The organism is Hymenobacter endophyticus, assembly GCF_032464715.1.
Classification (GTDB): domain Bacteria; phylum Bacteroidota; class Bacteroidia; order Cytophagales; family Hymenobacteraceae; genus Hymenobacter; species Hymenobacter endophyticus.
In genome coordinates, this window is the sequence record NZ_JAWDJT010000009.1 from 21,182 (window position 1) to 47,662 (window position 26,481).

Consider the following 26,481-nt stretch of genomic DNA (forward strand, 5'->3'; position numbering starts at 1 on the left):
TTTTTGCGTCTGGATCAGCCAGCGAGGCACCCGTTTTCTGACAGGATTACCCTATATTTTCACTTACGCTATCTACCTGATTTTCATGAGAGAACTTCGACTAATCTTTGCTGCATTGCTACTGCTGGCGGCTTCGGCTACCCAGGCCCAAACCAGCTACAAAGCGCCCACGGGTTACTCCTTCCAAACCGCCGACGACTATGCCGAGTATGAGCCCCAGGTTATTGCGGCGGTGAACTGGCTGGAAAAAACGCCCATGAACCAGCAAGCTGTCCTGCGCAAGGAAACCGACCAGTTCCTGTTCCAGTGGATCAGCGGCAGCTCTTCGGTATCGGTGCAGCTGCAGAAGTACGTAGCCGATTTGGCCGGGCAGGATTCCGAGCTGTTGATGCTGTTTATGGGTGGCTGGGCCCGTTACCAGCTCCAACACCCCGAGGCCAAGGACCCGGCCGTGCTCAACACGGAAGGCATCCGGACCATGCTGCGCGCCTACCAGGCCGGGGGCTTCAAAAAGAACAAGCAGCTGGATGAGCTGACGAAGCTGGAAACCAAAGGCACGTTGGCCGAGTGGGTGAAAAAGCAGCTGGCGGGCTAACTTACTGGCTATGAAGCACCTCCTTTATTACGGCTTTTTTGGTTCTCGTCAAGAGGGCTTGTCGTTTAAAGTCAGTCAAACAAAAGATAGGAAGTGGATAATTGATGATATAAGCACCCTGATATATTCATTGAAACGGACATAATGTATTTGGATTATTCTGATTTGCGTCCGTACTTGCGGCCGCAAAACGGCGCGGCGTTTTACTCTCACCTTGCCTTTGCTTCTTTCTATTATGCTGATGTCAACTGCTTCGTACGCTCCTTCTATCTCGCCGAGTTTGGCTGGTGCGGCGGTGTGTGCGTTGCTGAAGGGTAGCAAACAAGCAGGCCTGACCCTGGGCCTGCAGCTGATGAAGAAATCGAAGAAACGTAACCCGACCTGACCGTCGCAACCGTTCGTCGTACCTCCCTACTACTGAACTCTCAAGCGCCGGTCCTCCCAGGGTCGGCGCTTTTTTTGGCCCTGATTTTTTCATCTCCCGCAACCAGCCGGGCATTTTCCTCGACACTACGTTTCGTTTTTCACCTGATATGAAAGTTCTCAAATTTGGCGGCACGTCCGTTGGGTCGGCGCAGCGGATGCGCGAGGTAGCCGAGCTCATTCACGCGCCCCACCTGCAACGGCGTATTGTGGTGCTGTCGGCCATGAGCGGCACCACCAACGCCCTGGTCGAAATTAGCCAGCTGCTCTACGCCGGTAATACAGCAACAGCTGTAACCCGCATTGAAGCCCTGCGCCAGCGCTACCACGAGGTAGCCCGCGAGCTGCTACCCGAGCCAGCCGTGGCCGAGCAGGCCATCCAGAACCTTAACCAGCACTTTCAGACCCTGCTCGACCTTATGCAGGCCCCACTTTCCGGCGACGGGGAACGGGTGATTCTGGCCCAGGGCGAGCTGCTGAGCACTTTGCTGGTGCACCGCTACGTAACCCAGGTGCTGGGCCGCCCCGCCGTGTTGCTCCCGGCCCTCGACTTCATGCGCCTCGACGCGGATGAGGAGCCCGACGCAGCCTACATTCAGGAGCACTTGGCCGCCACTTTAGCCCCACACGCCGCGCAGCAGCTGTTTATCACCCAGGGCTACATCTGCCGCAGCGCCCAGGGCTCGGTTGATAACCTCAAGCGCGGCGGCTCCGATTACTCGGCTTCCCTGATTGGCGCAGCGGCACGGGCCGAGGAAATTCAGATTTGGACCGATATTGACGGGCTGCACAACAACGACCCGCGGGTGGTGCAGGGCACCTACCCCATTCGGGAGCTGTCGTTTGATGAGGCGGCCGAGCTGGCCTATTTCGGGGCGAAGATTCTGCACCCCAGTTCCATTCTGCCGGCGGCCAAGCACGGTATTCCGGTGCGCCTGCTCAACACCATGCAGCCTGAGGCACCCGGCACCATCATTTCCAGCCGCACCGGAGCCGAGGCCATCAAGGCCGTAGCCGCCAAGGATGGCATTACGGCCATCAACGTGAAATCCAGCCGCATGCTGCTGGCCCACGGCTTTCTGCGCAGCCTGTTCGAGATTTTCGAGCGGTACCGCACTTCCATCGACATGATTACCACCTCGGAAGTGGCCGTGTCCCTGACCATCGACGATGCCACCCGCCTGCCCCAGATTCTGGAGGAATTGACCCGCTTCGGCATTGTGGCGGTGGATGAGAATCAGAGCATTATTTGCCTGGTGGGCAACCTGGAGCAGGATTCGCACGGGGCGGCCAACCGGGCTTTTGCGGCCCTCAAAGATATTCCGGTGCGCATGATCAGCTACGGCGGCTCCCCCAACAACATCAGTATTCTGGTGAGCACCACGGATAAAACCCGCGCTTTGCAGGCGCTGAATGCGGGGTTGTTTCAGCGGTAATTTTCTGTTTTTCCGATGTCTTTTCACCTTCCGGCGGAGCTTGCCCAGCAGCCCACGCCTTTCTACTACTACGACCTACCGCTGCTGGACCAGACGCTGGCAGCCCTAACGGTCGCGGCCCGGCCCGGCAACTTCCAGGTACACTACGCCCTCAAGGCCAATTCCAACCTACCTATTCTGCAGCGCATCCGGGAAGCTGGCCTGGGCGCCGACTGCGTGAGTGGCGGCGAGGTGCAACGGGCCCTGGAAGCGGGGTTTGCCCCGGACCATATTGTGTTTGCCGGCGTGGGGAAATCAGATGCCGAAATCAACCGGGCCCTGGCGGCCGATATTTTCTGCTTTAATGCGGAATCGGTGCCGGAGCTACGGGTGCTCAGTGAGCTGGCGGGGTCGCAGGGCCGCACGGCCCGGGTAGCCCTGCGCATCAACCCCAACGTGGATGCCCATACCCACGCCTACATTACCACGGGACTAGAAGCCAATAAGTTCGGTATCAGCCTGCAGGATTTGGCGGGCGTACTTGACAGCCTGGATAGTCTGCCGAACGTGGAGCTGATTGGTTTGCACGCCCATATTGGCTCCCAGATTACCAACCTAACGGTGTTTGCTGACCTGAGCCGCAAGCTCAACGAGCTGCAAACCTGGCTGGAAGGCCGGGGCCACCACCTGCCCCACCTCAACGTGGGCGGCGGCCTGGGCATCAACTACCAAGACCCCGACCAGCATCTGATTCCGGATTTTGCGGCCTATTTCGGCATGTTTGAGCAGCATTTGCAGCGGCGGCCGGGCCAGCAGGTACACGTAGAGCTGGGCCGGGCCGTGGTGGCGCAGTGTGGCACATTAGTAAGCCGGGTGCTGTACGTGAAGGAAAGCCAGCAGGTGCGCTTCGCCATTCTGGACGCGGGCATGACGGAGCTGATCCGCCCGGCGCTCTACGGCAGCCACCACCACATCCAGAACCTGAGCAGCCAGGCTCCAGCCCTCACATACGATGTAGTTGGCCCCATCTGCGAGTCGTCGGACACGTTTGCCAAAGGCATACTGCTGCCCGAAACTCAGCGCGGCGACCTGGTGGCCATCCGCTCGGCGGGAGCCTACGGGGAAGTAATGGCCTCGGGCTATAACCTGCGCGAGAAGGCGGCGGCCGTGTACCGGTAGGGTTGTAACAGGATGGTCACCGATGCTCTACCGGCCAGAAATGGCTATTGGCTTGGCAGAAGCACCTGTTGGGCAAAACATTCGGTAAGGCAAGGAGCCGCAATACTATCTTTGTTTCAATATCATACGGCGCTGGAAAGATGAATTGGAAAGGAACATCTTTCGCAGTGAAGCGTTGCGGTTGACGCAGGAATAGGGTGGATAATTATAATGCTCACCGCAACCCCGTTGAGAAAAAGCCGCTGCCTTTGGCAGCGGCTTTTCTGTTTGCCCTGGCTGGTTAGGCCTAGTAGTCAGTATAATAATCAAGCATGCCAGTACTTGGCAGGATGTCTATTCACACGTCACTCCTAGCCTGTTACTCCACTGTCAGGCGCAAAACCGTAGCTCCCACCCGTACCACGTACACCCCGGTGGCGCGTCCGGCCGGCAGCACCAGCGTGGCCGTACCGGCGGCATCGGCCATGGCGCGCAGTACCTGCCGGCCCACGGCATCAAACACCGTTACCATAGTGCCCGGCTGCGCCCCAGTGAGGGTGGTGGTTTGTGTGGTGGGGTTCGGGAACAAAGCCAGGCCGGGCTGGGCACTGACGGCCACCGTGCGCACGGTCGAGTAGGCGGCGGTGCCGTCCCGGTCTACCTGGCGGAGGCGGTAGTACACGAGGCTGGTGGCGTAGCGGGCCACGGCCGGGTCCAGCAACTGATACGCCTGGGGCTGGTTGCTACTGCCCCGGCCCGTTACCTGCCCGATGCGCCGGAACGTGCGCCCGTCGGGGCTGACTTCCACCTCGAATCGGTCGTTATTGACTTCCGAGGCCGTAGTCCAGCGCAGCAGCACATCGGGGCCCTGGGCGGCGGCGGTGAAGTTCGTCAGCGTCACGGGGAGCGGGGCGCTGCCCAACGGCGAGTCGGCGGTACTGACCGTGAAAAAGGAGAAGCTGATATTCGGCGGAATTGTGCCCGTAACCGTGCGGGTGGCAGTGGCATCCTGGCTTGGGCTGATGCGCGACCAGTCGGAGCCGGCTACGGGCGCAGCGGTGCGGGCCCAGGCCTGGCTCTGGCGGAAATCGGTCAGGCCATTGTCGTTATCGGATAGCCAGCTCAGTTGCACCGTGCCGCTCACGGCCGTGGAAGTGGCCCAGATCTGGTCGATGCCCTTGTACGCCCCGCTGCCGCTGGTGCCGTAGCTCGTCTGGGCCGCGCCCAAGCCGGCCCGGCGGGTCACGGTCAGGTTGCTGAGGCCGGTGGCGGGCGTGAGCACGAAGCCGTTGGCGAAACTGGTGGCAGTACCGGCGGGCACCGAGGTTCGTACGGCTGCCAGGTTGCCCCACACGTACCGTCCGATCTGTTCCCCCGTCAGCGTGGCCCCGTCCAGCAGACGCAGCACGGAGCTGGGGCTCACCGCCACCATCCCACTGCTGAGCGTGAGGCGGCCGGCTACGTCGGCGTTGCTGGCAGTGGGCAGGGTCACGCCGCCGCCGGTGTTACTCACCGTCAGGTTGTAGAGGCGTGCTCCGGCCAGATCCAACTGCTGAGTGGCCGCTCCGTTCAGCGTTACGGTGCTGGCGGTGCCGGCTTGCAGGGTGGCCCCGGCCGCGCTGGTCAGGTCGCCACCCACGTACAGCTGGTTGCTGCCGCTGCTCAGGTCCAGGGTGCCGCTGGTGTTTTGCAGGGTGCCGCCCACCCACAGCACGGCCCCGTTGGTAAGACTGATGGTTGCGCCGTTATTGGTCAGGTTCTGGGCCTGGGCGGCAGCTGTGGGCAGCGTCAGCAACAAGGCCAGGGGTAAAGCGTGTTTCATAAGAGAAGAGCGTAAGCGCCGAAGGAGATAAGGCAGGTCAGAGAACTAGCGCTGAGCCTGGGCACTGATGCCCGCCTCCAGCCGCCGCAGCCGGGCCTCGAGGGTTTCGAGCGTGGCAGTAGCCCGGGCGGCCTGGGCCTGGGCCGAGCTGGCTGCGCTGGTGGCCTGGGTGGCGGCGGCCTCCGCCGTGGCGGCGCGGGCTTGCAGGGCCGCAATCTGGGCCTGCTGCTCTTTGAGGGCCTCAATAAGCACGGGCGTCAGCTGGGCGTAGTTCACGGCTTTATAGCCTTCGGCATCGGTGCTCACCAGCTCGGGGTAGATTTTCTCCACCTCCTGGGCCAGCAGGCCTACCTGCTTGGCTCCGGCCATACCGCCGTGGCGGATGCCCAGCGCGTTCCACTCGTAGCGTACCCCACGCAGGGCCAGCACCGAGGCCAGGGCGCTACGAAGCGGCTGGATGTCGGTCTTGAAGCGCTGGTCGGAGGTCACGGCCACGTTGTTGGCCCGTATCTGACCGTTTACGTCCAGCTTGTAGTTGGCCGTGGCCACACCGATGCCCACGTTGCCGTTGCCCTGCACCCGCAGCAGGGTGGTGCCCGCCGCGTCCTGGGTGGTGCCCTGGCTCACGTCGAAGGCGGCGGTAGTACCCGTGGCGGCTATCTTAACGGCCAAGCCGGTGGCGTTGGCGGCCGTGTTGGCGTTGTAAAACATGCCAGCGTAGCCCGACTGGTTGGCGGCCCAGGCCAGGGAGCCGGGGTTGCCGCCGGTGCCCTCGCTGCCGAGGATGTTGGTGGCGGTATTGGCCAGCTGCGAGTAGGGCGTGGTGGTATTGATGCCCAACCGGCCCGCGTTGGTAATGGCCAGGCCCGTGCTGCCGCCGTTGCCCACCAGATAGTAGGTGCCCAGGTTGAAGTTGCCGCCGGCCGTCGTAGCGGAAACAGGTTGCCAGGTGCCGTAGCCGCTGGCGTCCGACATTAGGACCTTACCCGCGCCTTGCGTGCCGTCCACGATGCGGATGGCCGAGCCGGTGCCGTTGTAGCCCGGGTTCTGGCAGATGCCCACCCAGCGCAGAGGCTCTCTATTGGCGCCGTAGCCCGCCGCCGAGAAGAAGCCGGCCCAGGAGCCGCCACGGTAGCCCGTGGCCCAGATGCCAAAGTCGTTGGCGGTGCTGGTACCGTCGGGTAGCTTGCCGTAGCCCGAGAGGATGACACGGGAGTAGCGGGCCCCGAAGTTGCTGCGCGTAATAAGCGCGGCGCTCTGGGTGCCCACGCTGGCGTTCAGCTCTACCTGGGCGGTGGAGTCGCCCAGGGAGGTGCCGAGGCTGCCCAGCAGGCGCTGGTCGTTCAGGTTCAAGGTTTGGGTGGCGGAGTGGTTGCCCAAGTTGTCGTTGCCCAGGCGCACCCAAGCGGTGCCGTCATAGGCATACAGGCCGGGGGTGCTATCGGTCTGGTAGATGATGAGGCCCGGCACCGGCGGGGCCGTGGTGCTGGCCGTGAGGGCATTGCGCTGGGCTAGGGTGAGGCGGGGCAGCAGCAGCCCCTGGGTGGTACTGCGCACTTCCAGCGCCGCCGAGGCGGCAGGGTTGGTGGTGCCAATGCCGACAGAGCCGGTCTGGGCCTGGGCAACAGAAGGAACAGCGGCCAGCAGCACGAGGGCGGCCAGCGGGGCAAACGAGTAACGGTGTGACATCAGATAGAGAAAGGAGGAAAAGAAAGAAGGAAGATCAGCCAAAACCGGGAGGGTTTCCTAATCGCACCCGTGCGGAGTGGGCAGACAAGGGCGGCCGGGAGCAGATGTGGGGCCCGCTACTTGCGGACCTGCGCGGCCGGTTCGGGCGCGCCGCCGGTAGCCGCCTCCAGCCGCCGCAGCCGGGCCTCGAAGGCTTCCAGCGTGGCGGTAGCCCGGGCGGCTGTGGTTTCGGCGGCAGCGGCGCGGGCTTGCAGCGCGGCGTTTTGGCGGCGCAGCTCCTCCACTTCCGTCACTGGCTGCTGTACCGGCGCGGGCGCGGCCGTAGTAGCGGTTACCTGGAGCTGGCGAATGAGCTGCTGCTGCCGGGCGTTTTCGGCTTCCAGCAGCAGCACGCGACGGTACAGGGCCTGAATGGCAATCAGGTTCACCCCGTCGAAGTCGGCCTGGTTGATGCTGGTGCTGTTACCGCTGCGGCCCACGCCGTCATGGCCGAAGGCCTGGTAGAAATCCTGGGCCATGGGGCCGTAGTGGCGCATGGTATCGGGGCTCTGGCCCTTATAGTTCCAGGAGCCCAGGCGCAGGCCGTTGATACGGGCCAGGAACACGTTACCGTCGGCCAGCACCCGCCGCTCCTTCCTGGTGGAGTCGGAAAGGGTTTGCCAGGCATTGCCGCCGGGAAATAGCTGCACCCCGATGGGGGTGCCCAGGGGCGATAATCCACCGGGGTCGTCGCGGGTGGCCACGGTGCTGAACAGGCGGTAGCCCCCGGCAAAGCGCATGGTCATCTGGTTGTAGTCGGTGCTGTATACCGAGTCCTGCGCGCGGTCGGAGGGCGGGGTGTTGCTAGCATTAATGGCCAGCGGCGACATATCAGCCAGCACAAAGCTGCCGAAGTAGCCGCGGGTGCGGGCGTAGTAGCCCATGGTATAGGTGTTGCCCCGGCTGGAGCGGGAGTAGCAGCCCTGCCCGAAAGCGAAGGACGGGGGCCAGTTCGGCACGTAGGCACCCACGGCGGCGGAGTAGCTACTAAGCGTTGACCCCAGCACCTTGCTCTGGTAGCCGCCTACCAGGTGGTACCAGCCTTTAGCGGAGTTGCGCCCCCCCATCACCACCCCGTAGAATATCTGCGCCATATCGTTGTTGACGCCCGTGACCAGCGTGCCTTCGCAGTTGCGCATCCGGTTGTTCCAGCCGAAGGCCGTGGAGTAGGTGCTGCCGGCCTAGTTGTCGAGGCCAAAGGCGGCCGAGTAGTTCCCGATAGCGGCGCTGTTGGACGAGGTGGTGTTCCACCGGTCGCCCGTGACGCCGCCGGCCCGGAAGGCGCTGTAATACGAGAGCCACATCATCCGGTCGCCGGCCCCCGACACACTGATGGGGTTGGCCGGGCCCTTGCCCTGGTCGGAGGTAATGATGAAGTCCTGGTCGAGGTCGGTCAGGCGCACCCCGTAGCGGTTGGTGGAGTCGGGATGCACGCGGGGGGCGCCCACCGTGAGCAGACCATTGCCATTGATAGCCAGGCCACCCCGGATGGCGCGGGCCGTGGTGCCGCCCACCAGCTTCTGGCCGTTCAGGTTGATGTTCTGGGTGGCGATATGGTCGCCCAGGTTATCCCCGCCGGTGATGCTGCCGGTGGTGGCCAGCTGCTGCCAGCTGGGGGCGGCCGCGTCGCCGGCGTTGTAGTAGAAGCCAGCCGGCGCGCCGGTCTGGTACACCAGCAGGCCGGGGGCCGGGCTGGCAATGCCGGTGGTGGCGGCCACCCGGGGCAGCAGCAGGCCCTTGCTGCTACTCACAATATCGAGGGCGGCCGAGGCATCGGGGGCAGTGGTGCCGATGCCGACGGAGCCGGTAGTCTGGGCGTGGGTGAAGTGGGGGGCAGCGGCCAGCAGGAGCGCGGCAGCCAGCAGGTAGCGGTGGAACATAGGAAGCAACAGGAAGGAGCAGAAAGAGACGGGACATACAGAGTGCCGGCCGGAGCAGCACCCCCACAAAAGTACCCTCATCCCGGCCCGGCCGCCTACTAGGGCGCGTAGACAAAGTGTAGACAGCTTCCATAACCAGCTGACATTCAACCCCTCATTCCTTCCCGACACCCGGCCCGTGCGGAGCAGGCCAGGCGGTGTCTTAAAATGCCAGAAAGGTCATGCCTGGACAAGCGGACGCCGGAGCAAGGATGAGGTTCATACGGTTACTTATGAACTAGTACTTACTGCCGCGCGGCGGACCTGCAGGGGCAGCCTGGGGAGTAGCAGCAGGCCAGGGGCGGCACATCAAACTGGGTTACACTTCTTTTAGGAAGCCGCGGAACTGGCCGGGCCGCCGGTTGGGCCGGAGGAAGCAGGTAACGCATACGGACTGCAAGGGAAGAGTGAGCAACGGCAGGGCCGCCGGGCGGCGGCTCCCTGGTAGCCACCCCGCAGCCGAGGGCCGACCTCAGACTACGGAGTGCCAGTAGCGCCGGCCACGCGGGGCAGCTGGCGGCGGCAACGGCCCTGGCAAGCCCGGTACATTCCCACACCACAAAAGTCTACCTGAGCCACGTAGTTTCCCTAGCCGGAGGTGTAGACAAAGTGTAGACAGCCCCGGCCACAACCGGTTTTTTCGGCCGTTTTTTCTTGTTCCTGGCAGTCAGGGGCTTGAGGTGGAGGCTACTCCCCGGCGGTCGGCTCTGGCTGTGGGGCTTCCGTTGCCGGGAGTTCTAGGCCATTGTCGGCGGCGGCCATCTTCTTATAGAGCCGGGTTTTGGCCCGCCGCACGCTGGCCGGGTCGATGTTGAGCAGGGCGGCAATTTCCTTGGTAGAAAGGTGGATGTGGAAGTAGCAGTACAGCCGCTGCTCGTGCTTGGTGAGGGCCGGGTAGCGCGCCTGCAGCTCCTCAAAAAAGCGCGGGTGTACCTGCTCGAAGTGGAGCTTGAACCGGCCCCAGTCCTCATCCAGGTAGAGGTTGGTCTGCAGGATGGATTTGATGCCCGACAGCTCGCTCTGCGTACTTGGGCTCTGGGCATTCAGTTCCCGGATCTGCTGTTTCAGCTCGGCCAGTAAGGCGTTTTTCTGCTGCACGTAGAGGGAGGTGGAGGCCAGTTCGCGCTGGTTGGCTTCCAGCTGCTCCTGCAAATTCTGGTTGGTAGCCTGCTGCTGCTGATGGTCGTGGGTGAGTTGCTGGGTGTGTTCATCACGGGCCTGCTGACGACGACGCATTTCGAGCAGGGCGGCTTGAATGTGGCTGTTTTTGAGCACGATTTCCCGGTTGCGCAGTTCCTTCTCCTGAATATCCAGGGCCAGATACTGGGCCTCTCGCTCGGTAGCCAGCAAGGTGCGCTGCAACTGTTGCAGGCGGATGCTGAGGGCAGCGGCAAAGCACAATGCGTGGGCCACCACCGTCAGGTTGGGCAGCAGCCGCAGGTTGCCGGAGACGGCATCGGAGCCGAACATCACGTTGTAGCCCGCCACGAGCAGCATACCCAGCAGTGGCAGCAAGTTGGCCAGCAGGTAAATCCAGGCCGAAGGCAGCCGGCGACGGTAAGCCACCAGCGTAATAGCCAGCAGCAGCCCCACTACCACCAGCGCTAGTAGGTTGTGGAATGGCAGGGTGTAGTAATCCAGGTAAAAACCGCCGCCATTAACGAGCAGGGTTACCAGCGTAAACGCGCAGTAGGCCCCCAAAGCATAGCGCAAGGCCGCATCCAGGCGGGGCAGCCGCCGGGAGGTAAGGAAGTAGGCGCGCGTCATCTGCCCGATACTCAGCAGCAGCACCACCACGCTCAGGTGCATGGCCACGTTATTCAGCGTATAGGCGTAGCTGAAGCCGTTGGGCCGGGCCAGCATACTGAACACCGGAGCCGGAAATACCTCCCGAAACCAGCCTTGAAGCGCCGTGACATACAGTACCGCCCCCACCTGCGCCCATAGGTAGTACCAGGTGGCCCGGTCGCGCCAGCGGCCGTAGGCGTGCACGCTGGCCAGCCCCAGCAGTAACAGCACCGCCAACGACGCAGCCCAGACCGCGCCATAAAACCGGTCGGCGGCCTGCACGGCACCTGCCGGTTCCAGCAGCACCCGCAGCCCGATGGCCTGGGGCAGCACAGCTTCCGTCGGCAGATCTAAGCGCACGTAACAAGTAGTAGTAACCCTCCCCGGCAGCCGCAACGGCTGCCAGTTCACCAGGGTCACACTCAGGGGTCGGGTCTGCCAGGCGCGGGCGTCCTCATCAAAGTAGAAGAGGGTAGTGGCGAGATTGGGCAGTACTGTCAGCCGGGTGGCAGCAGTGTAGCGACTGGGGTTGTACACCGTCAGCTTCAGCCAGAAGCGGCGGGCTTGCGCCGTGCGCAATGAGTCGGCGGGCCGGAACGCCAGGGTAGTATCGGTGCGAATCTGCGGCCAGGAGTAATTATGATCAGGCAGTACGCCTACTGTTACCACCTCAGCCACTGGCGGTTGCGCTGCACCCTGCACCTGTAATGCCAAGAAGGAAAATAAAGCAGCAAGGACGAAAAACAGGGGCATAAGGATGATTGTTCGGGCCACAGCAGGCCCCGGGCACGGCAGTGCAGCGGTAGTCAGCCCCCGCAAATATCCTGTTTATCCAGTGGGTTTGTTTCTTGGGCGCGGCTGCCTACCAGCGCACCGTCCACTTGCCCAGCTGTTGCTCTTTCGTGAAATAGCGCAGCATCCAGCGACGCTCCGGTTTCAGCTCGCCTTTGCTTAGCAATACGGGGTGTTGTAGCAGCAGAGCGCCGAGGGCCGGCTCCTGGGTGGAGTCCTGAAGGTAGATGAGTTGGCGGCGCCAGGCGTCGTTGGTCTGGAACTGAGTTTCGCGGTTAAGGCTGGCGTTGCCGTCGTTAAGCGAAACCGGTACCTGTCCCAGCTCGAAAGCCAACGACGGCAGCAGCTCGTTGTACACCAGCACCGGACGACTGGTGAGCTGTTTCTGGCGGATGAACTCAGCCAGGGGACGGCTCCCATTGAAAGCCAGCTCATTCTGCGTCATAATGGGCTTGGCCGAGAGCAGCAGAAACACCGTGAACAGCGTGGTAGCCACCAGCAGGCGGGGCGCAATGCGCACCTGGTTCCAGAGGGTGAGCGTGAGTACCAGCGCCACCACGCCCGCCGCTGGCCACGCGGCCGTGAGCGGCTTCACTTCCAGCCCCAGCGGCAGCACCGTGCTCAGGATGGGTAACAGGCAGAGGGCCCCCAGCAGCAACCCGAAAAACGCTACAATGCCCACGTACCAGCGCAGCAGCACGGCCTCGGTGCAGCGGCCCAGGTAGTACACCGTGAGCAGCGCAATGCCGGGGAAGATGGGCAGCACGTAGAGCAGCAGCTTGGATTTGGACAGGGAGAAAAACAGCAGCGGCACCAGCACCCAAAAGATGAGCACGTTGCGCCACTCCCGCGGCACCGAGCTCCAGGGCGTGCGCACGGCCCGCACTACCAGGGCCACTGCCCAGGGCAGGCTGGTAGCCGGAGCCAGCACCAGATAAAACCACCAGGGCTTGCTACGGTTGAAGGTAGCCGCGTTGGCAAACCGCTCCACCGTATGCTCATACAGGAAGTAGCGCACGAAGGCGGGGTTCTCAGCCATCAAATACAGATACCAGCTCAGGCCCACCAGCACAAACAGCCCGAAGCCCAACGCGTGGTGCACCGTGAACGGCCGCTTAGCCTGCCCCTGACGGAAGTAGTACCCAATCAGCACCATCAGCGGCAGGATGAAGCCCACTGGTCCCTTGGTAAGGAATGCCAGCCCCAATCCTACCCAGAACAGGTACAGCCACCGCGCCCCACCCTGGTGGTAATAGCGCAGAATACCATAAGCCGCCGCCAGCTCCAGCGTCGTCAAATAGGCATCAGTAGTCACATTGAGAGCCGAAATAAGCACCACCGGCAACGTGCCGTAGATAACAGCCGCGGCCAGCGCCCGGGCCCGGTCTTGCTTGAAGAGCAGCAGCCCCAACCCATACACCAGCACTACTTGCAGCAGCACCGCCAGCACCGGCAGCAGCCGCACGCCCACCGTATTCGGCCCAAAAAGGCCCAGTCCGGCGGCCGTGAGCCAGTACGTGAGCGGCGGCTTATGGAAGTGGTAGATGCCCAGCAGCTGGGGGTGCAGCCAGTCCTGGCCCGTAAGCATTTCGCGCCCGATTTCGGCGTAGCGGGCCTCACTGCTTTCCAGCGGCCCCCAGCTACCCAGCTGCCATAGAAACGCGGCGCCCAGCACCAGTATAAAAATCCAGAGCCAGCGGCGCGAGGTCATGGGGAAAGGCATAGCGGCAACAATCAGCGGCAACGAGTACAGCCGCGAAGGTAGCTACAAAGCCCCGCTAGTGGTTGCCGGCTTTGTCCGCGGGGTCGTTGGGTGGCTTCTGTTCCGGGGTGGGTTCGGCTACTCTTTTCAAGCCCATACCCATGAACAGCAGCCCAAGAATGAGGAACGTGGTTTGGTGCTCCCCAAACAGACCAACGCATACCCACACGAGGCCCGCGTAGAAAATAGGAGCCAGCTGATACGGACCAATTCGGTTGTTCATTCCTCAATGTAGGAAACCGGTAGCGTTGTTGCCCACTTCTGGCGAACTTTGTCCTGGCCTTTGCGGCTACCTAGTTTCATGAACGACCCAGAAATTCGTGCCCTGCTTTATCCCCTGTTGCAGGGCGGGGTGTACGTGGATGAGCTGCCCACCGGCACTACCCGCGCCGATGTGGTGCACATTACGGAGCAATTTATGCACGGCTACGAGCTGAAAGGCGACGCCGACACCCTGCAACGCGTGGCCCGGCAGCTGCCCTGCTACAGCCAGGCCTATGATTTTGTCACCTTCATTATTACGGAAAAGCACCTGGCCAAGCTCCTGCCCCAACTGCCCGAGTGGGTGGGCGTGCTGGTAGCCTCGCCCGCAGGGTTATTGCTGCACCGCCCAGCCCTCTACAATGCTACCGTGGAGCGGCCCGCCGTGGCTGGCCTGCTGCGGGTGGAGGAAATCAGGCAGTACCTGCTGGCCCGGGGCCTGCCGGGCGTGAGCACCCTGCGCCGCCGCGACATTCTCAACTTTCTGCGCACCACCAAGCTCGTACCCCTTTCCGACCTGGCCCACTTCGTGCGCCGCCAACTCATGGGGCGCATGGATGAGCGGCTGCTGATGCGGGCCGAGCGCAAGGCGGAGCGGGAGCGGCTGGCCCGAGTACGCCGGAAGAAGCCGGGCAAGCGTCAGAGACGGTAACGCTTCGCAGCCGGCATAACCTCCTGGCTACCGCAGCAGTTACACAGCCATACACCGTCTGGAAGCTGCCATGAATATTCTGCTTACCGGGGCCAATGGCTACATTGGCCAGCGCCTGCTGCCGCTGCTGGTGGAAGCAGGCCACCACGTTACCTGCCTCGTGCGCGACGCCCGCCGCTTCGAGCTGCCGCCGGGGTTGCGCAGCCGCATTTCGGTGGCCGAGGGCGACTTGCTCAAGCCCGATTCATTGGCCAGCCTGCCCCCGGATATTGACGCTGCTTACTACCTGGTGCACTCCATGAGCGGGCACGACACCGACTTCTTCCGCCTGGAGCAGGAGTCGGCCCGCAACTTCACGGAGTACCTGAACCGCACCGCCTGCCGGCAGGTTATCTACCTCTCCGGCATAGCCAACGACCGGGCCCTGAGTGTGCATCTTCGCTCCCGCAAGGCAGTGGAGAAAACGCTGCGCCAAGCCACCACGGCCCAACTCACCGTGTTGCGGGCCAGCATTATCATTGGGTCGGGCTCGGCGTCGTTTGAGATTATCCGGGATTTGGTGGAGAAGCTGCCCGTGATGGTGACCCCGCGCTGGCTGAACTCGCGCTGCCAGCCCATCGGCATTCGGGACGTGATGCACTACCTCACCACGGTGCTCGATAACCCGGCCTGCCTGGGCCAGTCGTTTGACATCGGCGGGCCCGATGTGCTGACCTACCGCGAAATGCTGCTGGAGCTGGCCGCCGCGCGGGGCCTCAAGCGCTACATCATCACGGTGCCGGTGCTCACGCCCCGGCTGTCGTCGTGGTGGCTGTATTTGGTCACCAGTACCACGTTTTCTTTGGCCCAGAGCCTGGTGGAAAGCCTCCGCAACGATACCGTGGCCGACCCGCGCCGCAGCATTGCCGAGGCTGTACCGCACGCGTGCATGCCCTACCGCGCCGCCGTGGAGCTGGCCTTCCAGCGCATCGAGCAGAACGAAGTGGTCAGCAGCTGGAGCGACGCCCTGAGCAGCGGCGTGATGCCCCGCAACTACATGGACCACATCCAGATTCCGCAGCACGGCCTGCTCACCGACCGCCAGACGCTGCGCTTCACCCGCCCACCCCGGGAGGTGCTGCAAAACGTGTGGAGCATAGGCGGGGAGCGGGGTTGGTACAAGGTGGATTGGCTCTGGCGTATTCGGGGGCTGCTGGACAAGCTGGTGGGCGGTGTGGGCCTGCGCCGAGGCCGCCGCTCCCCCACCGACCTGCGCGCCGGCGACCCACTGGACTTCTGGCGCGTGCTGGTAGCCGACCGCGCCGGCCGCCGCCTGCTGCTTTACGCCGAAATGAAGCTACCTGGGGAGGCCTGGCTGCAGTTCCGCATCCTGCCCAATGAGGATGGCTCGCACACCTTGGAGCAGCTAGCGGCTTTCCGGCCCCACGGCCTGGCCGGGCGGCTGTACTGGTACTCCCTGGTGCCGTTCCACTTTATCATCTTCAAAGGCATGATTGAGAATATTGTGCACTACGGAACCAGTGCCGCGCAACCCCAGCTGCTGCCCGGTACGGCACCCCACCCCGAGCCCAGTGCCCCGCCTGCTCCCTAAGTACGCAGGCACTCCAGCAGCAAGAGAATGAATAGCCCAGGTTCTATATAGTATTGCCCTGACGTAAAATCCTATAACCTTGATAGTAATTATCTAATTATAAGCAACATACCGGCTGGGCGAGTTTATCAGAAAGTCTGATCTAGCTATAGGTTGGTTGGCATACAAGGTGAGCCTTCGGGTATCTTTCACTCGTTATTCATCCACCTATTCCTACGTGCTGGGTCACACCACCCCTGCTTAGCCGACTGGTCGTTATTAAAAAATCCGGCCGCCTTCTGTCACCTCGTTTTGAGCAACAGAAGGCGGCCACTTTACTACCCATTCTGCGCCAGAACCAACGCTATTTCTTTGCCGCCTCTACATGGACAATCTTCTAGCTTCCCTGGCCTTCCGCTGGGCTGTACCCGGGGCTCACGCCGACTACTACACCCCCGTGTACGTGCTGGCTTTCGGCCTGAACCTGCTGCTGCTACTGCGGGAAGGCTGGCGGCGCGGTTACCCCATGCGCTCCTGGCTGGTAGTGCTGGTCTGCTCCTCTTTGGCCTTTATTCTGGGCACCAAGCTGCTGGCGCTGTCGGGCCCCGAGTGGCAGCTGCTGCTTTCTACCGGCCACTGGCCCATATCGGGGGGGCGCTCAGTGCTGGGCGGGGCCGTTAGCGGTACGCTTATGCTGTTGGCGCTACGCCGGCCCCTCGGGTTTAGCTGGCATATGTTCGATGCCTTCGCCCTGCCCATGTGCCTAGCCCTCACCATTCAGTGCGTGGGCTGTGTCCTGACGGGGTGCTGCTTCGGGGAGCCTACGGCCGGGGGTTGGGGCCTTACCTACGGGCCCGGCACCTGGCCCTACGTGGCGCAGGTCACGCAGGGCGTTATTGGGGCGGGCGCGGCTCGCTCTTTGCCGGTGCACCCCACGCAGCTATACACCTTGCTGCTGTGCGCGGGCGTGGGGGCGCTGCTGATGTGCACGCGGCACAAGCCCTGGCCGGGCGGCAGCCGCAACCTGCTGCACCTGGGCCTGTTGCTGGCCGGCCGCTGGCTGATTGAGTTCTGGCGCGACGCGGCCGGCGAGCCGGTAGGTGCCACAGTGCACGAGCACGGCGGCCTGACAATGAACGAGCTGCAATGGGTGCTACTGGTACTGGTGCCCGTGCTGCTGGGCCTGTGGGCGTGGCAGCTGCGCCGGCAGCCGGCAACGGGGCATCCACAATATGAAAAGCTCCCCACAGTCCGGCCGGCCCTAAACCTGCTGGCCGTAGCCGGCCTGTTGCTGGTTACGGGCTGGCTGGGCAGCTCGGCCCTTAGCCTGCCCGAAATCCTGGTGATGAAAGCCCTGCTGCTCTGCGTGCTGGTGCTGGAAGCCGGGGCCGCGCTTCGGGGCTCCGCCCGGCAGCTGCAGCCGGCCCGGTTGGCCCTGCCGCTCTGCCTGGTTGCGGGCGTAGTGGTGCTAACCAGCCAGGTTCCGGTTGATTCAGTGGGCGCGGCCGAGTCGTACAGCACCATCAGCGGCGGGTTTAGCACGGGCTCGTTTCAACGGCAGCAAAATACCAGCGGGGGCTGCGGGGGGGACTCGCAGTTGCAGGAGTACCGCCACCGCTACACCACCGGCACACTCGACTACACACACACCCGGCTCCCGGGCACCGACGTAAAGGGCCGCGTCCACAAGGCCGAGGTCACCTGGGGCATTCGGCTGCATGCCGGCGTCGATCATCAGCAGCCTACTTCCGACAGCCTTATCTATCAACTTGACTACCGGCCGGACAACTTACTCATCTCCTTTAACCCTTATGCGCAGCTGGACCGCAAATGGCTGGGCGTGGGCGTGGGCGTGATGGCTGGCAACTTAGGATTTCACCGCATTTATTATGGCGACGAGCAAAGTGTCCTGGACGGCCAGGCGTCGTTGCGGGTAGGGCCCCGCCCCCAGTTGTTTGCTATTGCCGACTACAATTATCTGGGCTACGGCACGGCCAACCCCCAACACCGGCTGGGACTGGGCACCGGCTTCGGCGGTACGCGCTGGCAGGTAATAGGCGGCGCGGCCCGGGCCCGGGACTACGATATTGCCGAAGGCCAGAGCCGGTGGTCGGGGTTTTTGGAAGCGCGGGGCAACCTCACGCCGCAGTGGCAGGCCAGCAGTTTTGTTACACTAGGCAACCCCAATCAGCAGCAGATCGGTCTAAGGTTCGGCTACCGATTACCAAACAAATCCACCCGCCGCTGATAAGCCGACGGTAAGCAGGCTATAAACGCGAAGTGAGACTTTCGTTCCGGCATCATGCCTCAGGAACGAAAGTCTCACTTCGTGTTTGTCGCCTTTACGTGCGGAACGCTGCGCCTAGATCTTTTCCGGCAGCAGCGTGGCTTCCTCGAAGTTGCCCAGAATCGGCTTTTCGCCTTCCGTCACGGCTTCTACCAGCAGCGCGCCGCCCACAAAAGCCCCTTTCCAGGATTCGCCGAGGCCACCAAATACTTCCTCCCGGTCGCCGCGGCTGCGGAGCTTGTTGATGCCCATTTTGAAGGCACGTACCTCTTTGGCCGTGCGGGCGGCCCACTTCTCGTCGTCGGAAGCCAACGCGCCCACCAGGGCACCGTTGCTGATGTTCATTTCGCCCACCAACTCTTCCACGCGGTCCACCAGCACAATGCTGTCGATGGGGCCGAAGGGCTCCTTGAAGTACAACTCACTCTGGCGGGGCAGGTTCACCAGGGCGCGGGGTGCCCGGTAAGCCGACATGTCCTGGCCGGGCAGGAACAGGCTGTCGTCAAGCTTGCCCTCGTAGATGGGCGTGGCGCCGGTTTTCAACGCGTCGGCGTAGAGGCGGTCCAGGTCTTCGGCTTGGGCTTTGTTAATAACGGGGCCAAACGCCAGATCCGGCAGCTTGTCGTCAGCGGAGTCAACCAGCGTGGGGTTGCCCACTTTCAGGCTGCGGATGGTGTTCCAGTAGGTTTCCACAAACTGCGGGAACAGCCGCCGCTCCACCACGAAGCGCACGTAGGCCGTGCAGCGCTGCTTGCCGTAGTCGTAGCCCTTTTTGAGCTGATCAGAGAGGCCGTCCCAGTCCGAAAAGTTCCAGATGCCGTAGGTGTTCACGCCTTCCATTTCCAGCATGTAGCGCTTGTGTTCCTGGCTGAGGGCATCAGCAATGTTGCGGCCGTTGTAGCGCCCGCCTACGAAGCTGAGGCAATCCACGGCTTCGTTTTTCACCAGCACGTCGCTCAGCTCCCCGCCCGAGCCGCTCACCAGCGTCACGGGCAAACCGCAGCGGCGGGCAATGGCGAAGGTCAGGCTCAGGGAGATAAAACCGCCGTCGGTGGGCGTCTTGGCAATGACAGAGTTACCGCACAGCGCCTGCACCAGCACCGCGTGCAGCAGCACCGACATGGGGTAGTTCCAGGAGGCAATGTTGCTGACTAGGCCCAGGGGCTTGCGCTGGCCCAGCATGCTTTCAATGTTGTCCACGTACCACTGCACGCCCTCAATGGCGCGGTCAATGTCGGTGAAGCCCAGCTTGTAGGTTTTGCCGATTTCCCACATCAGCAGTTTGCCCACCAGGTCCACGTTGTCACGCAACTGGTTGAGGCAATCCTGCACGCGGCGCTTGCGCTCGTCCAGGTCCACGCGGGCCCAGTCGGCGGCTTCCTTTTTGGCGGCCTGCACGGCGCGCAGGGCCACTTCTCGGCTGAGCATGGGCAGACTGCCAATCTCTGAGCCATCAATGGGCGAAATGAACGGGCGGGGTGTGCCGGGCTCCTGCCAGCGGCCATCCAGCAGGTTCAGGTATCCGTTGCCATCGGCGGTGAAAATTTCGGGCGTTGCGTTTTTGGTCTGTTGCAGCAGGAAGCCAAACTCAACCTGCGGAGAAACAATTTTTGCCATGAGGGAAGAGGTGTTGGGTTACACGGGCTCCGGCTACAGCCGGGGCATTGCGCGTCAAGGTACACGGTTCGGGCAATCTGCCTAAATCACATGGTTAAACTAGCTGGAATTTCTACGGGTTTTAGGCCACTGGCCCGGCGGCGGCTAACAAACTGGCTACCAGTTCCGGAGAGCCCACAAATAATGGACTGCGCTGGTGAAAGTCAGTAGGTTCAATATCCAGCACGGGTCCGGTACCGGTTTCGGCCCGGCCACCGGCCTGCTCAATCAAATAGGCCAGCGGAAAGCCCTCGTACAACACCCGCAACTTGCCTTGGGGGTTCTTGCCGGTGGGCGGATACAGGTAGATGCCGCCTGTGAGCAAATTTCGATGATAATCGGCCACTAAGGAGCCCACGTAGCGCCCACTCTGGCCCTGGCGTTTGCACTCCGTGAGGTACTGGCGCACGTACTCGGGGTAATCAAACCAGTAGCCTTCGTTGCAGCTGAACACGGTGCCGCTGGCCGGAATGGTGATGCTGGGGTGCGAGAGGAAAAACTCCCCCAACGACTGCTCATAGGTGAAGCCCGCCACCCCGTGGCCGGTGGTGTACACCAGCATGGTGCTGGAGCCGTACAAAATGTAGCCGGCCGCCACCTGCCGCCGCCCGCCCTGCAGAAAATCGGCGGCGGTGGCTGGCTCTCCTACCGGCGTCACGCGGCGGTAAATACTGAAGATGGTGCCGATGCTGATGTTGACGTCGATGTTGCTGGAGCCGTCCAGGGGGTCAATGGCCACCACGTACTTGCCCTGGCAATTGCCGGTATGAATGATGTCGTCCTCTTCCTCGCTGAGCACGGCGCAGGCCTCCCCCCCATTGGTGAGGGCCCGGATAAAGCGGATATTGGCCTCCACGTCCAGCTTCTGCTGGGCCTCACCCTGCACGTTCTGCTGGCCCATGGCCCCGATGATGCTGGTGAGGCCTGCCCGGTTTACTTCCCGGTTCACGATTTTACCGGCCAGGGCAATGTCGCGCAGCAGCTGGCTCAGCTCGCCGGTGGCAAACTGAAACTCGGCCTGCTTGCGCATGATGTAGCGCTCCAGGGTAGTGCCCACCGGCTGGGCAATGGTGTTTTCGGTAGAAATATTCATGCGGAAAAGGAATGCGAAGAAGAGCGGCTCCGGTCCGGCGGCCGCAGGTCGTCGGGCCGGTTGTCGTTCGGGTCATCAACACGAGGCCGTGGCAACAGCAGCTTGCGGCAACCAGCCCGACGGCTTGCAGCCACCGGACCGGGCAACTCGTCAGCTCTTGGCGTCGGGCTGCTTCTGACTTTGCCAGAGCACTACCTGCCAGCCTTTTTTGGGGTCTTTGATTTGTACCACCACGTACTTGAGGTGAGCGAGGTTAGGGGTTCCGTCGGGCTTGTTGGGCAGGGTGATGGTGATGGTGCCGTTGACCACGGCGGTGCGGCCGTCGTGGTAGGCGCGCACGGTCAGGGCTTCTACTTCAATCTTGTCGTACTGGCTTTTGCCGTCGCGGATACTCTGGATATACTCCTGCTTGTTGTTCTGCTTACCGTTGGAGTGCGTGTACACCAGGTCGTCGGCAAACACCTTTTCCAGCACGGCGTAATCCTTTTTCACCTGGGCATCGAAGCGCTGCCGCTCCAGCAGCTCCACTTCCTTGGCGGCGGCCTGGTCTTGTTTGGTGGCCTGGGCGAAGGCATGGAACGGCCCGGCCAGCCCCAGCAGGGCCAGCAATAACATTAGCTTTTTCATAGCTCAAAAAGAGAGGAAGTTTAGGCCGTGGGGGCCGCGTCGAGGTCAATACGCTTCATGCGGGGGGCCAGAAAGTGCATCAGCACCCAGGCCAGCAGGTAGGCCCCGCCGCAAATCCAGAACATGATGAAATAGGCCTTATCGAGCTGCCCGATGCTTTCGTAGTACACAAACATGCGCTTCTGCACCAGGGCCGACAGCACAATACCGCCGAAGCCCCCGGCCATACCCCCGATGCCCGTGACCGAGGCCACGGCTTTCTTGGGGAACATGTCCGACACGGTGGTGAAGATGTTGGCGCTCCAGGCCTGGTGCGCCGCCGCCGCAACCCCGATAACCAGCACCGCCAGCCACATATTCACCTGCCCCAGCTGCTGGGCAAACACAATCGGGAACACGCACAGGGCAATGAGCAACATGCTGGTTTTGCGGGCCCGGAACGGGGCCCAGCCGCGCTTAATAAAGTTGAGCGGAATCCAGCCGCCGCCCACGCTGCCCACGCTCGAGAGCATGTACACCATGGCCACGGGCAAAGCAATATCGGTACCCTTGAGGCCGTACTGCTTGCTGAGGAAATCGGGGAGCCAGAACAGGTAAAACCACCACACCGGGTCGGTGAGAAACTTACCCAGCACGAAAGCCCAGGTCTGGCGGAAGGTGAGCAGCTTAAACCACGACACCTTAGGCTCGGTGGTAATGGCGGCGGCGGCCTGGTCGTCCACGTCGCTATGGATGTAGTCAAACTCGGCCTTGGTGAGGCGGGCCTGACGGGCGGGCACTTCATACAGCCAGAACCACAAGGCCAGCCACACAAACCCCAACGCCCCGGTAATCACAAAAGCCCACTTCCAGCCAATAGTTTCGGCAATGAGCGGCACCGTGAGCGGGGCAATGATGGCCCCCACGTTGGAGCCCGAGTTGAAGATGCCGGTGGCCAGGGCCCGCTCCTTCTGCGGAAACCACTCGGCCGTGGTTTTGATGGCCGCCGGAAAGTTGCCGGCCTCCGTAACCCCCAGAAACGCCCGCGCCACCGAAAACCCAATGGTGCTGCTCACAAACGCGTGCCCAATGGCGGCCAGACTCCACAAAAAAGTAGACAGCGCGTAGCCGATTTTAGTCCCGAGCTTGTCAATAACCCGCCCCACGCCCAGCATACCCAGCGAATACGCCAGCTTGAAGGCAATTTCGATGTTGGCGTAGTCACCCGCGTTCCACTTAAACTCGACTTCGAGGTAGGGCTTCAGTAGGGAAATAACGGCCCGGTCGAGGTAGTTGACGGTGGTGGCGAAAAACACCAGCCCGCAAATCGTCCAGCGGTACCGGCCGAGGCCGGTGGCCGGCGCAGCGGCCGGGGGCGCGGCGGCGGAAGTCTGTATCATGGCACTCATGGGAATTCGGGGGCTGATACTGGTAAGGAAATTTGGAACAGCCGGCCGTTGGGGCAACCGGCTGGCGCTGCTCAGGATGACAGGGGTGATGTGGCGGTTTGAGCAGAGGCCAGCAAGTCGGCAATCTGCCGGCTCAGGGCCTCGGTATCATCGGGGTTCTTGAAGAGCTGGGAGCCCATGCCCACCACGTTCACGCCGGCCCCGAACCACTCGCGCAGACTGGCATCGGTCGGCTCCACGCCGCCGGTTACCATCAGCGGCACGCTCGGCATCGGCCCGCGCAGGCTCCGGATGAAGCCCGGACCGAGCACGTTGCCGGGGAAGATTTTCACCACGGCCGCACCCAACCGAGTCGCCTGGTACACTTCTGAAACCGTCATGGTGCCGGGCAGCCAAGGCGTATTGTGGCGGCGGCAGACCTCGGCCACCTCCTCCGTGAGGCAGGGCTGCACCACAAAATCGGCCCCAGCCCGGATGAAGCGGTTGGCGTCCTCCGCCGTGTAAATGGTACCAATGCCCAGCACCATATCGGGGCAGTTGGCCTGCACATGCGCTACCAGCTCCGAGAAAACCTCGAAGGCATTGGCGCCCCGATTGGTAAACTCAAACACCCGCAGCCCGCCGGCATAGCACGCATCCAGAATCCGCTTGGCGTAGGCGGCATCAGCGTGGAAGAATACCGGTACTACCGGGTAGCGCAGCACGGTTTCGAGAATATGTTCGGAGGAGAAGCGGGGCATTTTGCAGTTGGTTATTAGTTGTTAGTTGCTGGTTGTCAGTTGCCAGCGAATCAATCCACTGACAACTGACAACCAGCAACTATCTGAGTAGGCGGCCGGTAGTGTTGCCGGCTACAATGTGCTCCACCTCGGCGGCCGTTACCAGATTGATGTCGCCGGGAATGGTGTGCTTGAGGGCCGAGGCGGCGGTGGCAAACGTGAGAGCCTGCTGAACCGTGGGGTAAGTCAACTGACCGTAGATGAAGCCGGAAATAAAGGAGTCGCCGCCCCCAATGCGGTCCACCACGGGGTTGATGTCGAAGTCCTCGGTTTCAAAGTACTCCCCGCCACTGTAAGCAATACCCCGAATTCGCTCATGAGAAGCGCTTTGGGTGTTGCGGCGGGTGGCAATAACCTGCCTGATCTGCGGAAACCGCACCATCAGCTGCTGGCTCATGGATACAAAGCTGTTTTCAGCTCCTGCCTCGGGCTTGATGCCGAATAGGTCCTCGGCGTCGCCTTCCGTGCACACCACTAAGTCGCAACCGGCTACCAACTCGGGCATTACATCCTGGGCGCGCTGCCCATACTGCCATAGGTTGCGGCGGTAGTTCACGTCGGCCGACACGGTGAGGCCGAGGCGGCGGGCGGCGGCAATGGCCTCCTTGGTAGCCTGGGCGGCCGTGGCCGAAATGGCGGGCGTAATGCCCGTCCAGTGCAGCCATTGAGCGTTCCGGAACACTTCGTCCCAGTTAAACCACTCCGGCTGCAGGTTGGCAAAGGCCGAGTCGTACCGGTCGTACACAATGCGGCTGGCCCGCAGCGAAGCACCTACTTCCAGGAAGTACAAGCCCAGCCGCTGGCCCCGAAAAACGCAGTGCTGCATATCCACGCCGTGGCCCCGAAAGTGCTGGGCGGCGGCCTGACCTACGGCGTTATCGGGGAAACAGCCTGCGTGGGCGGCCGGCACGCCCAGGTAGGCCAGCCCGGCGGCCACGTTGGCGTCGCCGCCGCCGTAGGTAATATCCAGCGAGCTGGCCTGCGACAAGCGGTTCTGCAACGGCGGCGACAACCGCATCATGATTTCACCAAAGGTGACGACTTGCTTCATGTTGGGAGATGCTGGGGATTGGGAGGGCGTTGCTCCGGTCCGGCGGCTGCAAGCCGTCGGGACGGTCGTCGTGGGCTGACGTTGTTACGTCCTTGGACGAAGGAATCAGGCGCAAACCGGCCCGACGGCTTGCAGCCGCCGAACCGGAACGTTCTTACACTGCAGCAGCTTCAGCCACTACCTTCTCGAAACCGAAGTAAGCTTTGGCGTTGCCGTGGCAGATATTCTGCACAACGCCACCCAGCAGTTCCATATCAGCGGGCAGTTCCCCATTCTCCACGTCATTCCCGAAGAGGTTGCAGAGTACGCGGCGGAAATACTCGTGGCGGGGGTACGAGAGGAAGCTGCGCGAGTCGGTGAGCATGCCCACAAAGCGGCTCAGCAGGCCCATGTTGCTCAGAGCGTTGAGTTGCTTTTCCATCCCATCCTTCTGGTCAAGGAACCACCAGCCAGAGCCGAACTGCACTTTGCCGGCCACCGAGCCGTCGTTGAAGTTGCCCACCATGGTGGCCATTAGTTCGTTGTCGGCGGGGTTCAGGTTATAGAGGATAGTTTTAGCCAGCTTATCCTGCGAATCCAACCGATTCAGGAAGCTGGAAAGGGCGCGTCCTTGGGAAAAGTCGCCAATGGAGTCCCAGCCGGTATCGGGGCCGAGCTGGCGCAGCATGCGGGCGTTGTTGTTGCGCAGCGCGCCCAAATGAAACTGCTGGGTCCAGCCCTTTTCCCAGTCCATTTCGGCCAGCAAAATCAGCAGGGCCGACTTGAACTGCAGCACCTCCCCTTCCGTCAGCTCCGCGCCACTTCTCACCTTGCGGAAGATGTCGTTGATTTCCGAATCGGTGTACGGTGCCGCGTAAATTTGCTCCAGGCCGTGGTCGGAGAGCCGGCAGCCCAGGGCCGCAAAGTAGTCGTGGCGCAGGCGCAGGGCCGTTACCAAGTCATGGTACGTCTGGATATCCACGGCCGCCGACTGGCCCAACTTATCCAGGTAGGCGTTGTAGGTGGCGGCGTCCTCCGCGGCCATGGCCTTGTCGGGCCGGAACGTGGGCAGCACCTGAATTTCGAAGTCACTGGCTTGCAAAGCGCGGTGGTGCTCCAGCGAGTCGGAAGGGTCGTCGGTGGTGCAGAGGGCCTCCACGTTCATCTTGCGCAACAGGTTCTGCACCGAGTACTCGGGGGTTTGCAGCAGGGCGTTGCACTGGTCGAAAATGCGGCGGGCACTACTAGGGTTCAGCAGCTCCGTGATGCCGAAGTAGCGCTGCAGCTCCAGGTGCGTCCAGTGGTAGAGCGGGTTGCGCACGGTCTGGGGAACAGTTTCGGCCCATTTCTCAAACTTCTCCCAGTCAGAGGCGTCGCCGGTGATGTAGCACTCCGGGATGCCGTTGGTGCGCATGGCCCGCCACTTGTAATGGTCGCCGTAGAGCCACACCTGGGTAATCGTTTCAAACTGCTTATCCTCGGCAATCTGGTCGGGCAGCAGGTGGTTATGGTAGTCGATGATGGGCATCTGCCGGGCATACTCGTGGTAGAGCGTGCGGGCCGTGGCGGTTTGCAGCAGAAAATCGTCGTTGAGGAAGGGCTTCATAATCGATTCGAATGAAGTAGGCGGGACCCGCAAAATGGTGGGTGGCGGGATTGGTAAAGGTATTCGGACTGAAACCAGAACGGGCAGTTTTTAGCGGCGCCAGGCAAGTTTTTCTACGCAAACGATGCCG

General features: G+C 62.3%; 21 protein-coding genes. 7 read left to right on the top strand and 14 right to left on the bottom strand.

Going from position 1 to position 26,481, the window contains the following annotated elements:
* Positions 1-85 precede the first annotated feature (85 nt).
* From ROI90_RS13830 to lysA, 4 genes are all read left to right on the top strand, one after another.
* Positions 86-595: a hypothetical protein gene (locus tag ROI90_RS13830; RefSeq protein ID WP_315998943.1), complete on the top strand. Its 510-nt coding sequence runs from the start codon at positions 86-88 to the stop codon at positions 593-595.
* A 241-nt stretch (positions 596-836) separates the two neighbouring features.
* A complete protein-coding gene (locus tag ROI90_RS13835; RefSeq protein WP_315998944.1) occupies positions 837-980 on the top strand; it encodes a hypothetical protein in 144 nt (47 codons plus the stop codon).
* A 148-nt stretch (positions 981-1,128) separates the two neighbouring features.
* Entirely contained in the window at positions 1,129-2,454 is a 1,326-nt protein-coding gene (locus tag ROI90_RS13840; RefSeq protein ID WP_315998945.1) for an aspartate kinase, read from the top strand.
* A 15-nt stretch (positions 2,455-2,469) separates the two neighbouring features.
* The gene (gene lysA, locus ROI90_RS13845) at positions 2,470-3,612 is read left to right on the top strand and encodes a diaminopimelate decarboxylase (protein ID WP_315998946.1); all 1,143 of its coding nucleotides are present in this window, start codon (positions 2,470-2,472) and stop codon (positions 3,610-3,612) included.
* A gap of 358 nt (positions 3,613-3,970) precedes the next feature.
* Here lysA and ROI90_RS13850 read toward each other — a convergent pair whose 3' ends face one another.
* The 7 genes from ROI90_RS13850 to ROI90_RS13880 form a co-directional block, all read right to left on the bottom strand.
* Complete coding sequence (locus ROI90_RS13850) at positions 3,971-5,413, bottom strand: T9SS type A sorting domain-containing protein (RefSeq protein WP_315998947.1); 1,443 nt, start codon at positions 5,411-5,413, stop codon at positions 3,971-3,973.
* 45 nt (positions 5,414-5,458) lie between these two features.
* Positions 5,459-7,102 carry a tail fiber domain-containing protein gene (locus ROI90_RS13855; protein WP_315998948.1) on the bottom strand — a complete coding sequence of 548 codons (1,644 nt, stop codon included), beginning with the start codon at positions 7,100-7,102 and terminating at the stop codon, positions 5,459-5,461.
* Between the two features lie 116 nt (positions 7,103-7,218).
* Positions 7,219-8,280, bottom strand: a complete 1,062-nt coding sequence (locus ROI90_RS13860) for a tail fiber domain-containing protein (protein ID WP_315998949.1) — start codon at positions 8,278-8,280, stop codon at positions 7,219-7,221.
* 42 nt (positions 8,281-8,322) lie between these two features.
* Entirely contained in the window at positions 8,323-9,021 is a 699-nt protein-coding gene (locus ROI90_RS13865) for a hypothetical protein (protein ID WP_315998950.1), read from the bottom strand.
* 726 nt (positions 9,022-9,747) lie between these two features.
* The gene (locus tag ROI90_RS13870) at positions 9,748-11,601 is read right to left on the bottom strand and encodes a 7TM diverse intracellular signaling domain-containing protein (protein WP_315998951.1); all 1,854 of its coding nucleotides are present in this window, start codon (positions 11,599-11,601) and stop codon (positions 9,748-9,750) included.
* Between the two features lie 109 nt (positions 11,602-11,710).
* Entirely contained in the window at positions 11,711-13,363 is a 1,653-nt protein-coding gene (locus ROI90_RS13875) for an ArnT family glycosyltransferase (protein WP_315998952.1), read from the bottom strand.
* Positions 13,364-13,418: 55 nt separating this feature from the next.
* Complete coding sequence (locus tag ROI90_RS13880) at positions 13,419-13,625, bottom strand: hypothetical protein (RefSeq protein WP_315998953.1); 207 nt, start codon at positions 13,623-13,625, stop codon at positions 13,419-13,421.
* A gap of 78 nt (positions 13,626-13,703) precedes the next feature.
* On the opposite strand from ROI90_RS13880, the gene ROI90_RS13885 reads away from it, so the two are divergent.
* The 3 genes from ROI90_RS13885 (at position 13,704) to ROI90_RS13895 (ending at position 18,133) form a co-directional block, all read left to right on the top strand.
* On the top strand, positions 13,704-14,315 hold the full coding sequence (locus ROI90_RS13885; protein ID WP_315998954.1) for a sce7726 family protein: 612 nt from the start codon (positions 13,704-13,706) through the stop codon (positions 14,313-14,315).
* A 70-nt stretch (positions 14,316-14,385) separates the two neighbouring features.
* Positions 14,386-15,906, top strand: a complete 1,521-nt coding sequence (locus ROI90_RS13890; protein ID WP_315998955.1) for an SDR family oxidoreductase — start codon at positions 14,386-14,388, stop codon at positions 15,904-15,906.
* A gap of 364 nt (positions 15,907-16,270) precedes the next feature.
* Positions 16,271-18,133, top strand: coding sequence for a prolipoprotein diacylglyceryl transferase family protein (locus ROI90_RS13895; protein ID WP_315998956.1), 1,863 nt, complete (start codon positions 16,271-16,273; stop codon positions 18,131-18,133).
* Between the two features lie 114 nt (positions 18,134-18,247).
* Here the strand turns inward: ROI90_RS13895 and ROI90_RS13900 are convergent, their stop codons facing one another.
* From ROI90_RS13900 to uxaC, 7 genes are all read right to left on the bottom strand, one after another.
* Complete coding sequence (locus ROI90_RS13900; RefSeq protein ID WP_315998957.1) at positions 18,248-19,789, bottom strand: aldehyde dehydrogenase family protein; 1,542 nt, start codon at positions 19,787-19,789, stop codon at positions 18,248-18,250.
* A gap of 121 nt (positions 19,790-19,910) precedes the next feature.
* On the bottom strand, positions 19,911-20,921 hold the full coding sequence (fbp, locus tag ROI90_RS13905) for a class 1 fructose-bisphosphatase (protein WP_315998958.1): 1,011 nt from the start codon (positions 20,919-20,921) through the stop codon (positions 19,911-19,913).
* Between the two features lie 150 nt (positions 20,922-21,071).
* A complete protein-coding gene (locus tag ROI90_RS13910) occupies positions 21,072-21,548 on the bottom strand; it encodes a nuclear transport factor 2 family protein (RefSeq protein ID WP_315998959.1) in 477 nt (158 codons plus the stop codon).
* A gap of 20 nt (positions 21,549-21,568) precedes the next feature.
* Positions 21,569-22,927 carry an MFS transporter gene (locus ROI90_RS13915; RefSeq protein ID WP_315998960.1) on the bottom strand — a complete coding sequence of 453 codons (1,359 nt, stop codon included), beginning with the start codon at positions 22,925-22,927 and terminating at the stop codon, positions 21,569-21,571.
* Positions 22,928-23,007: 80 nt separating this feature from the next.
* Positions 23,008-23,676: a beta/alpha barrel domain-containing protein gene (locus ROI90_RS13920; protein ID WP_315998961.1), complete on the bottom strand. Its 669-nt coding sequence runs from the start codon at positions 23,674-23,676 to the stop codon at positions 23,008-23,010.
* A gap of 79 nt (positions 23,677-23,755) precedes the next feature.
* Positions 23,756-24,766 carry a sugar kinase gene (locus ROI90_RS13925; RefSeq protein ID WP_315998962.1) on the bottom strand — a complete coding sequence of 337 codons (1,011 nt, stop codon included), beginning with the start codon at positions 24,764-24,766 and terminating at the stop codon, positions 23,756-23,758.
* A gap of 154 nt (positions 24,767-24,920) precedes the next feature.
* Positions 24,921-26,351, bottom strand: a complete 1,431-nt coding sequence (gene uxaC / locus ROI90_RS13930; protein ID WP_315998963.1) for a glucuronate isomerase — start codon at positions 26,349-26,351, stop codon at positions 24,921-24,923.
* Positions 26,352-26,481: the final 130 nt, after the last annotated feature.

Coding starts and splice junctions, on each gene's coding strand:
- ROI90_RS13830 (WP_315998943.1), top strand. CDS start 86: ATGAGAGAACTTCGACTAATCTTTGCTGCATTGCTACTGCTGGCGGCT.
- ROI90_RS13835 (WP_315998944.1), top strand. CDS start 837: ATGTCAACTGCTTCGTACGCTCCTTCTATCTCGCCGAGTTTGGCTGGT.
- ROI90_RS13840 (WP_315998945.1), top strand. CDS start 1,129: ATGAAAGTTCTCAAATTTGGCGGCACGTCCGTTGGGTCGGCGCAGCGG.
- lysA (WP_315998946.1), top strand. CDS start 2,470: ATGTCTTTTCACCTTCCGGCGGAGCTTGCCCAGCAGCCCACGCCTTTC.
- ROI90_RS13850 (WP_315998947.1), bottom strand. CDS start 5,413: ATGAAACACGCTTTACCCCTGGCCTTGTTGCTGACGCTGCCCACAGCT.
- ROI90_RS13855 (WP_315998948.1), bottom strand. CDS start 7,102: ATGTCACACCGTTACTCGTTTGCCCCGCTGGCCGCCCTCGTGCTGCTG.
- ROI90_RS13860 (WP_315998949.1), bottom strand. CDS start 8,280: ATGCGCAACTGCGAAGGCACGCTGGTCACGGGCGTCAACAACGATATG.
- ROI90_RS13865 (WP_315998950.1), bottom strand. CDS start 9,021: ATGTTCCACCGCTACCTGCTGGCTGCCGCGCTCCTGCTGGCCGCTGCC.
- ROI90_RS13870 (WP_315998951.1), bottom strand. CDS start 11,601: ATGCCCCTGTTTTTCGTCCTTGCTGCTTTATTTTCCTTCTTGGCATTA.
- ROI90_RS13875 (WP_315998952.1), bottom strand. CDS start 13,363: ATGCCTTTCCCCATGACCTCGCGCCGCTGGCTCTGGATTTTTATACTG.
- ROI90_RS13880 (WP_315998953.1), bottom strand. CDS start 13,625: ATGAACAACCGAATTGGTCCGTATCAGCTGGCTCCTATTTTCTACGCG.
- ROI90_RS13885 (WP_315998954.1), top strand. CDS start 13,704: ATGAACGACCCAGAAATTCGTGCCCTGCTTTATCCCCTGTTGCAGGGC.
- ROI90_RS13890 (WP_315998955.1), top strand. CDS start 14,386: ATGAATATTCTGCTTACCGGGGCCAATGGCTACATTGGCCAGCGCCTG.
- ROI90_RS13895 (WP_315998956.1), top strand. CDS start 16,271: ATGGACAATCTTCTAGCTTCCCTGGCCTTCCGCTGGGCTGTACCCGGG.
- ROI90_RS13900 (WP_315998957.1), bottom strand. CDS start 19,789: ATGGCAAAAATTGTTTCTCCGCAGGTTGAGTTTGGCTTCCTGCTGCAA.
- fbp (WP_315998958.1), bottom strand. CDS start 20,921: ATGAATATTTCTACCGAAAACACCATTGCCCAGCCGGTGGGCACTACC.
- ROI90_RS13910 (WP_315998959.1), bottom strand. CDS start 21,548: ATGAAAAAGCTAATGTTATTGCTGGCCCTGCTGGGGCTGGCCGGGCCG.
- ROI90_RS13915 (WP_315998960.1), bottom strand. CDS start 22,927: ATGATACAGACTTCCGCCGCCGCGCCCCCGGCCGCTGCGCCGGCCACC.
- ROI90_RS13920 (WP_315998961.1), bottom strand. CDS start 23,676: ATGCCCCGCTTCTCCTCCGAACATATTCTCGAAACCGTGCTGCGCTAC.
- ROI90_RS13925 (WP_315998962.1), bottom strand. CDS start 24,766: ATGAAGCAAGTCGTCACCTTTGGTGAAATCATGATGCGGTTGTCGCCG.
- uxaC (WP_315998963.1), bottom strand. CDS start 26,351: ATGAAGCCCTTCCTCAACGACGATTTTCTGCTGCAAACCGCCACGGCC.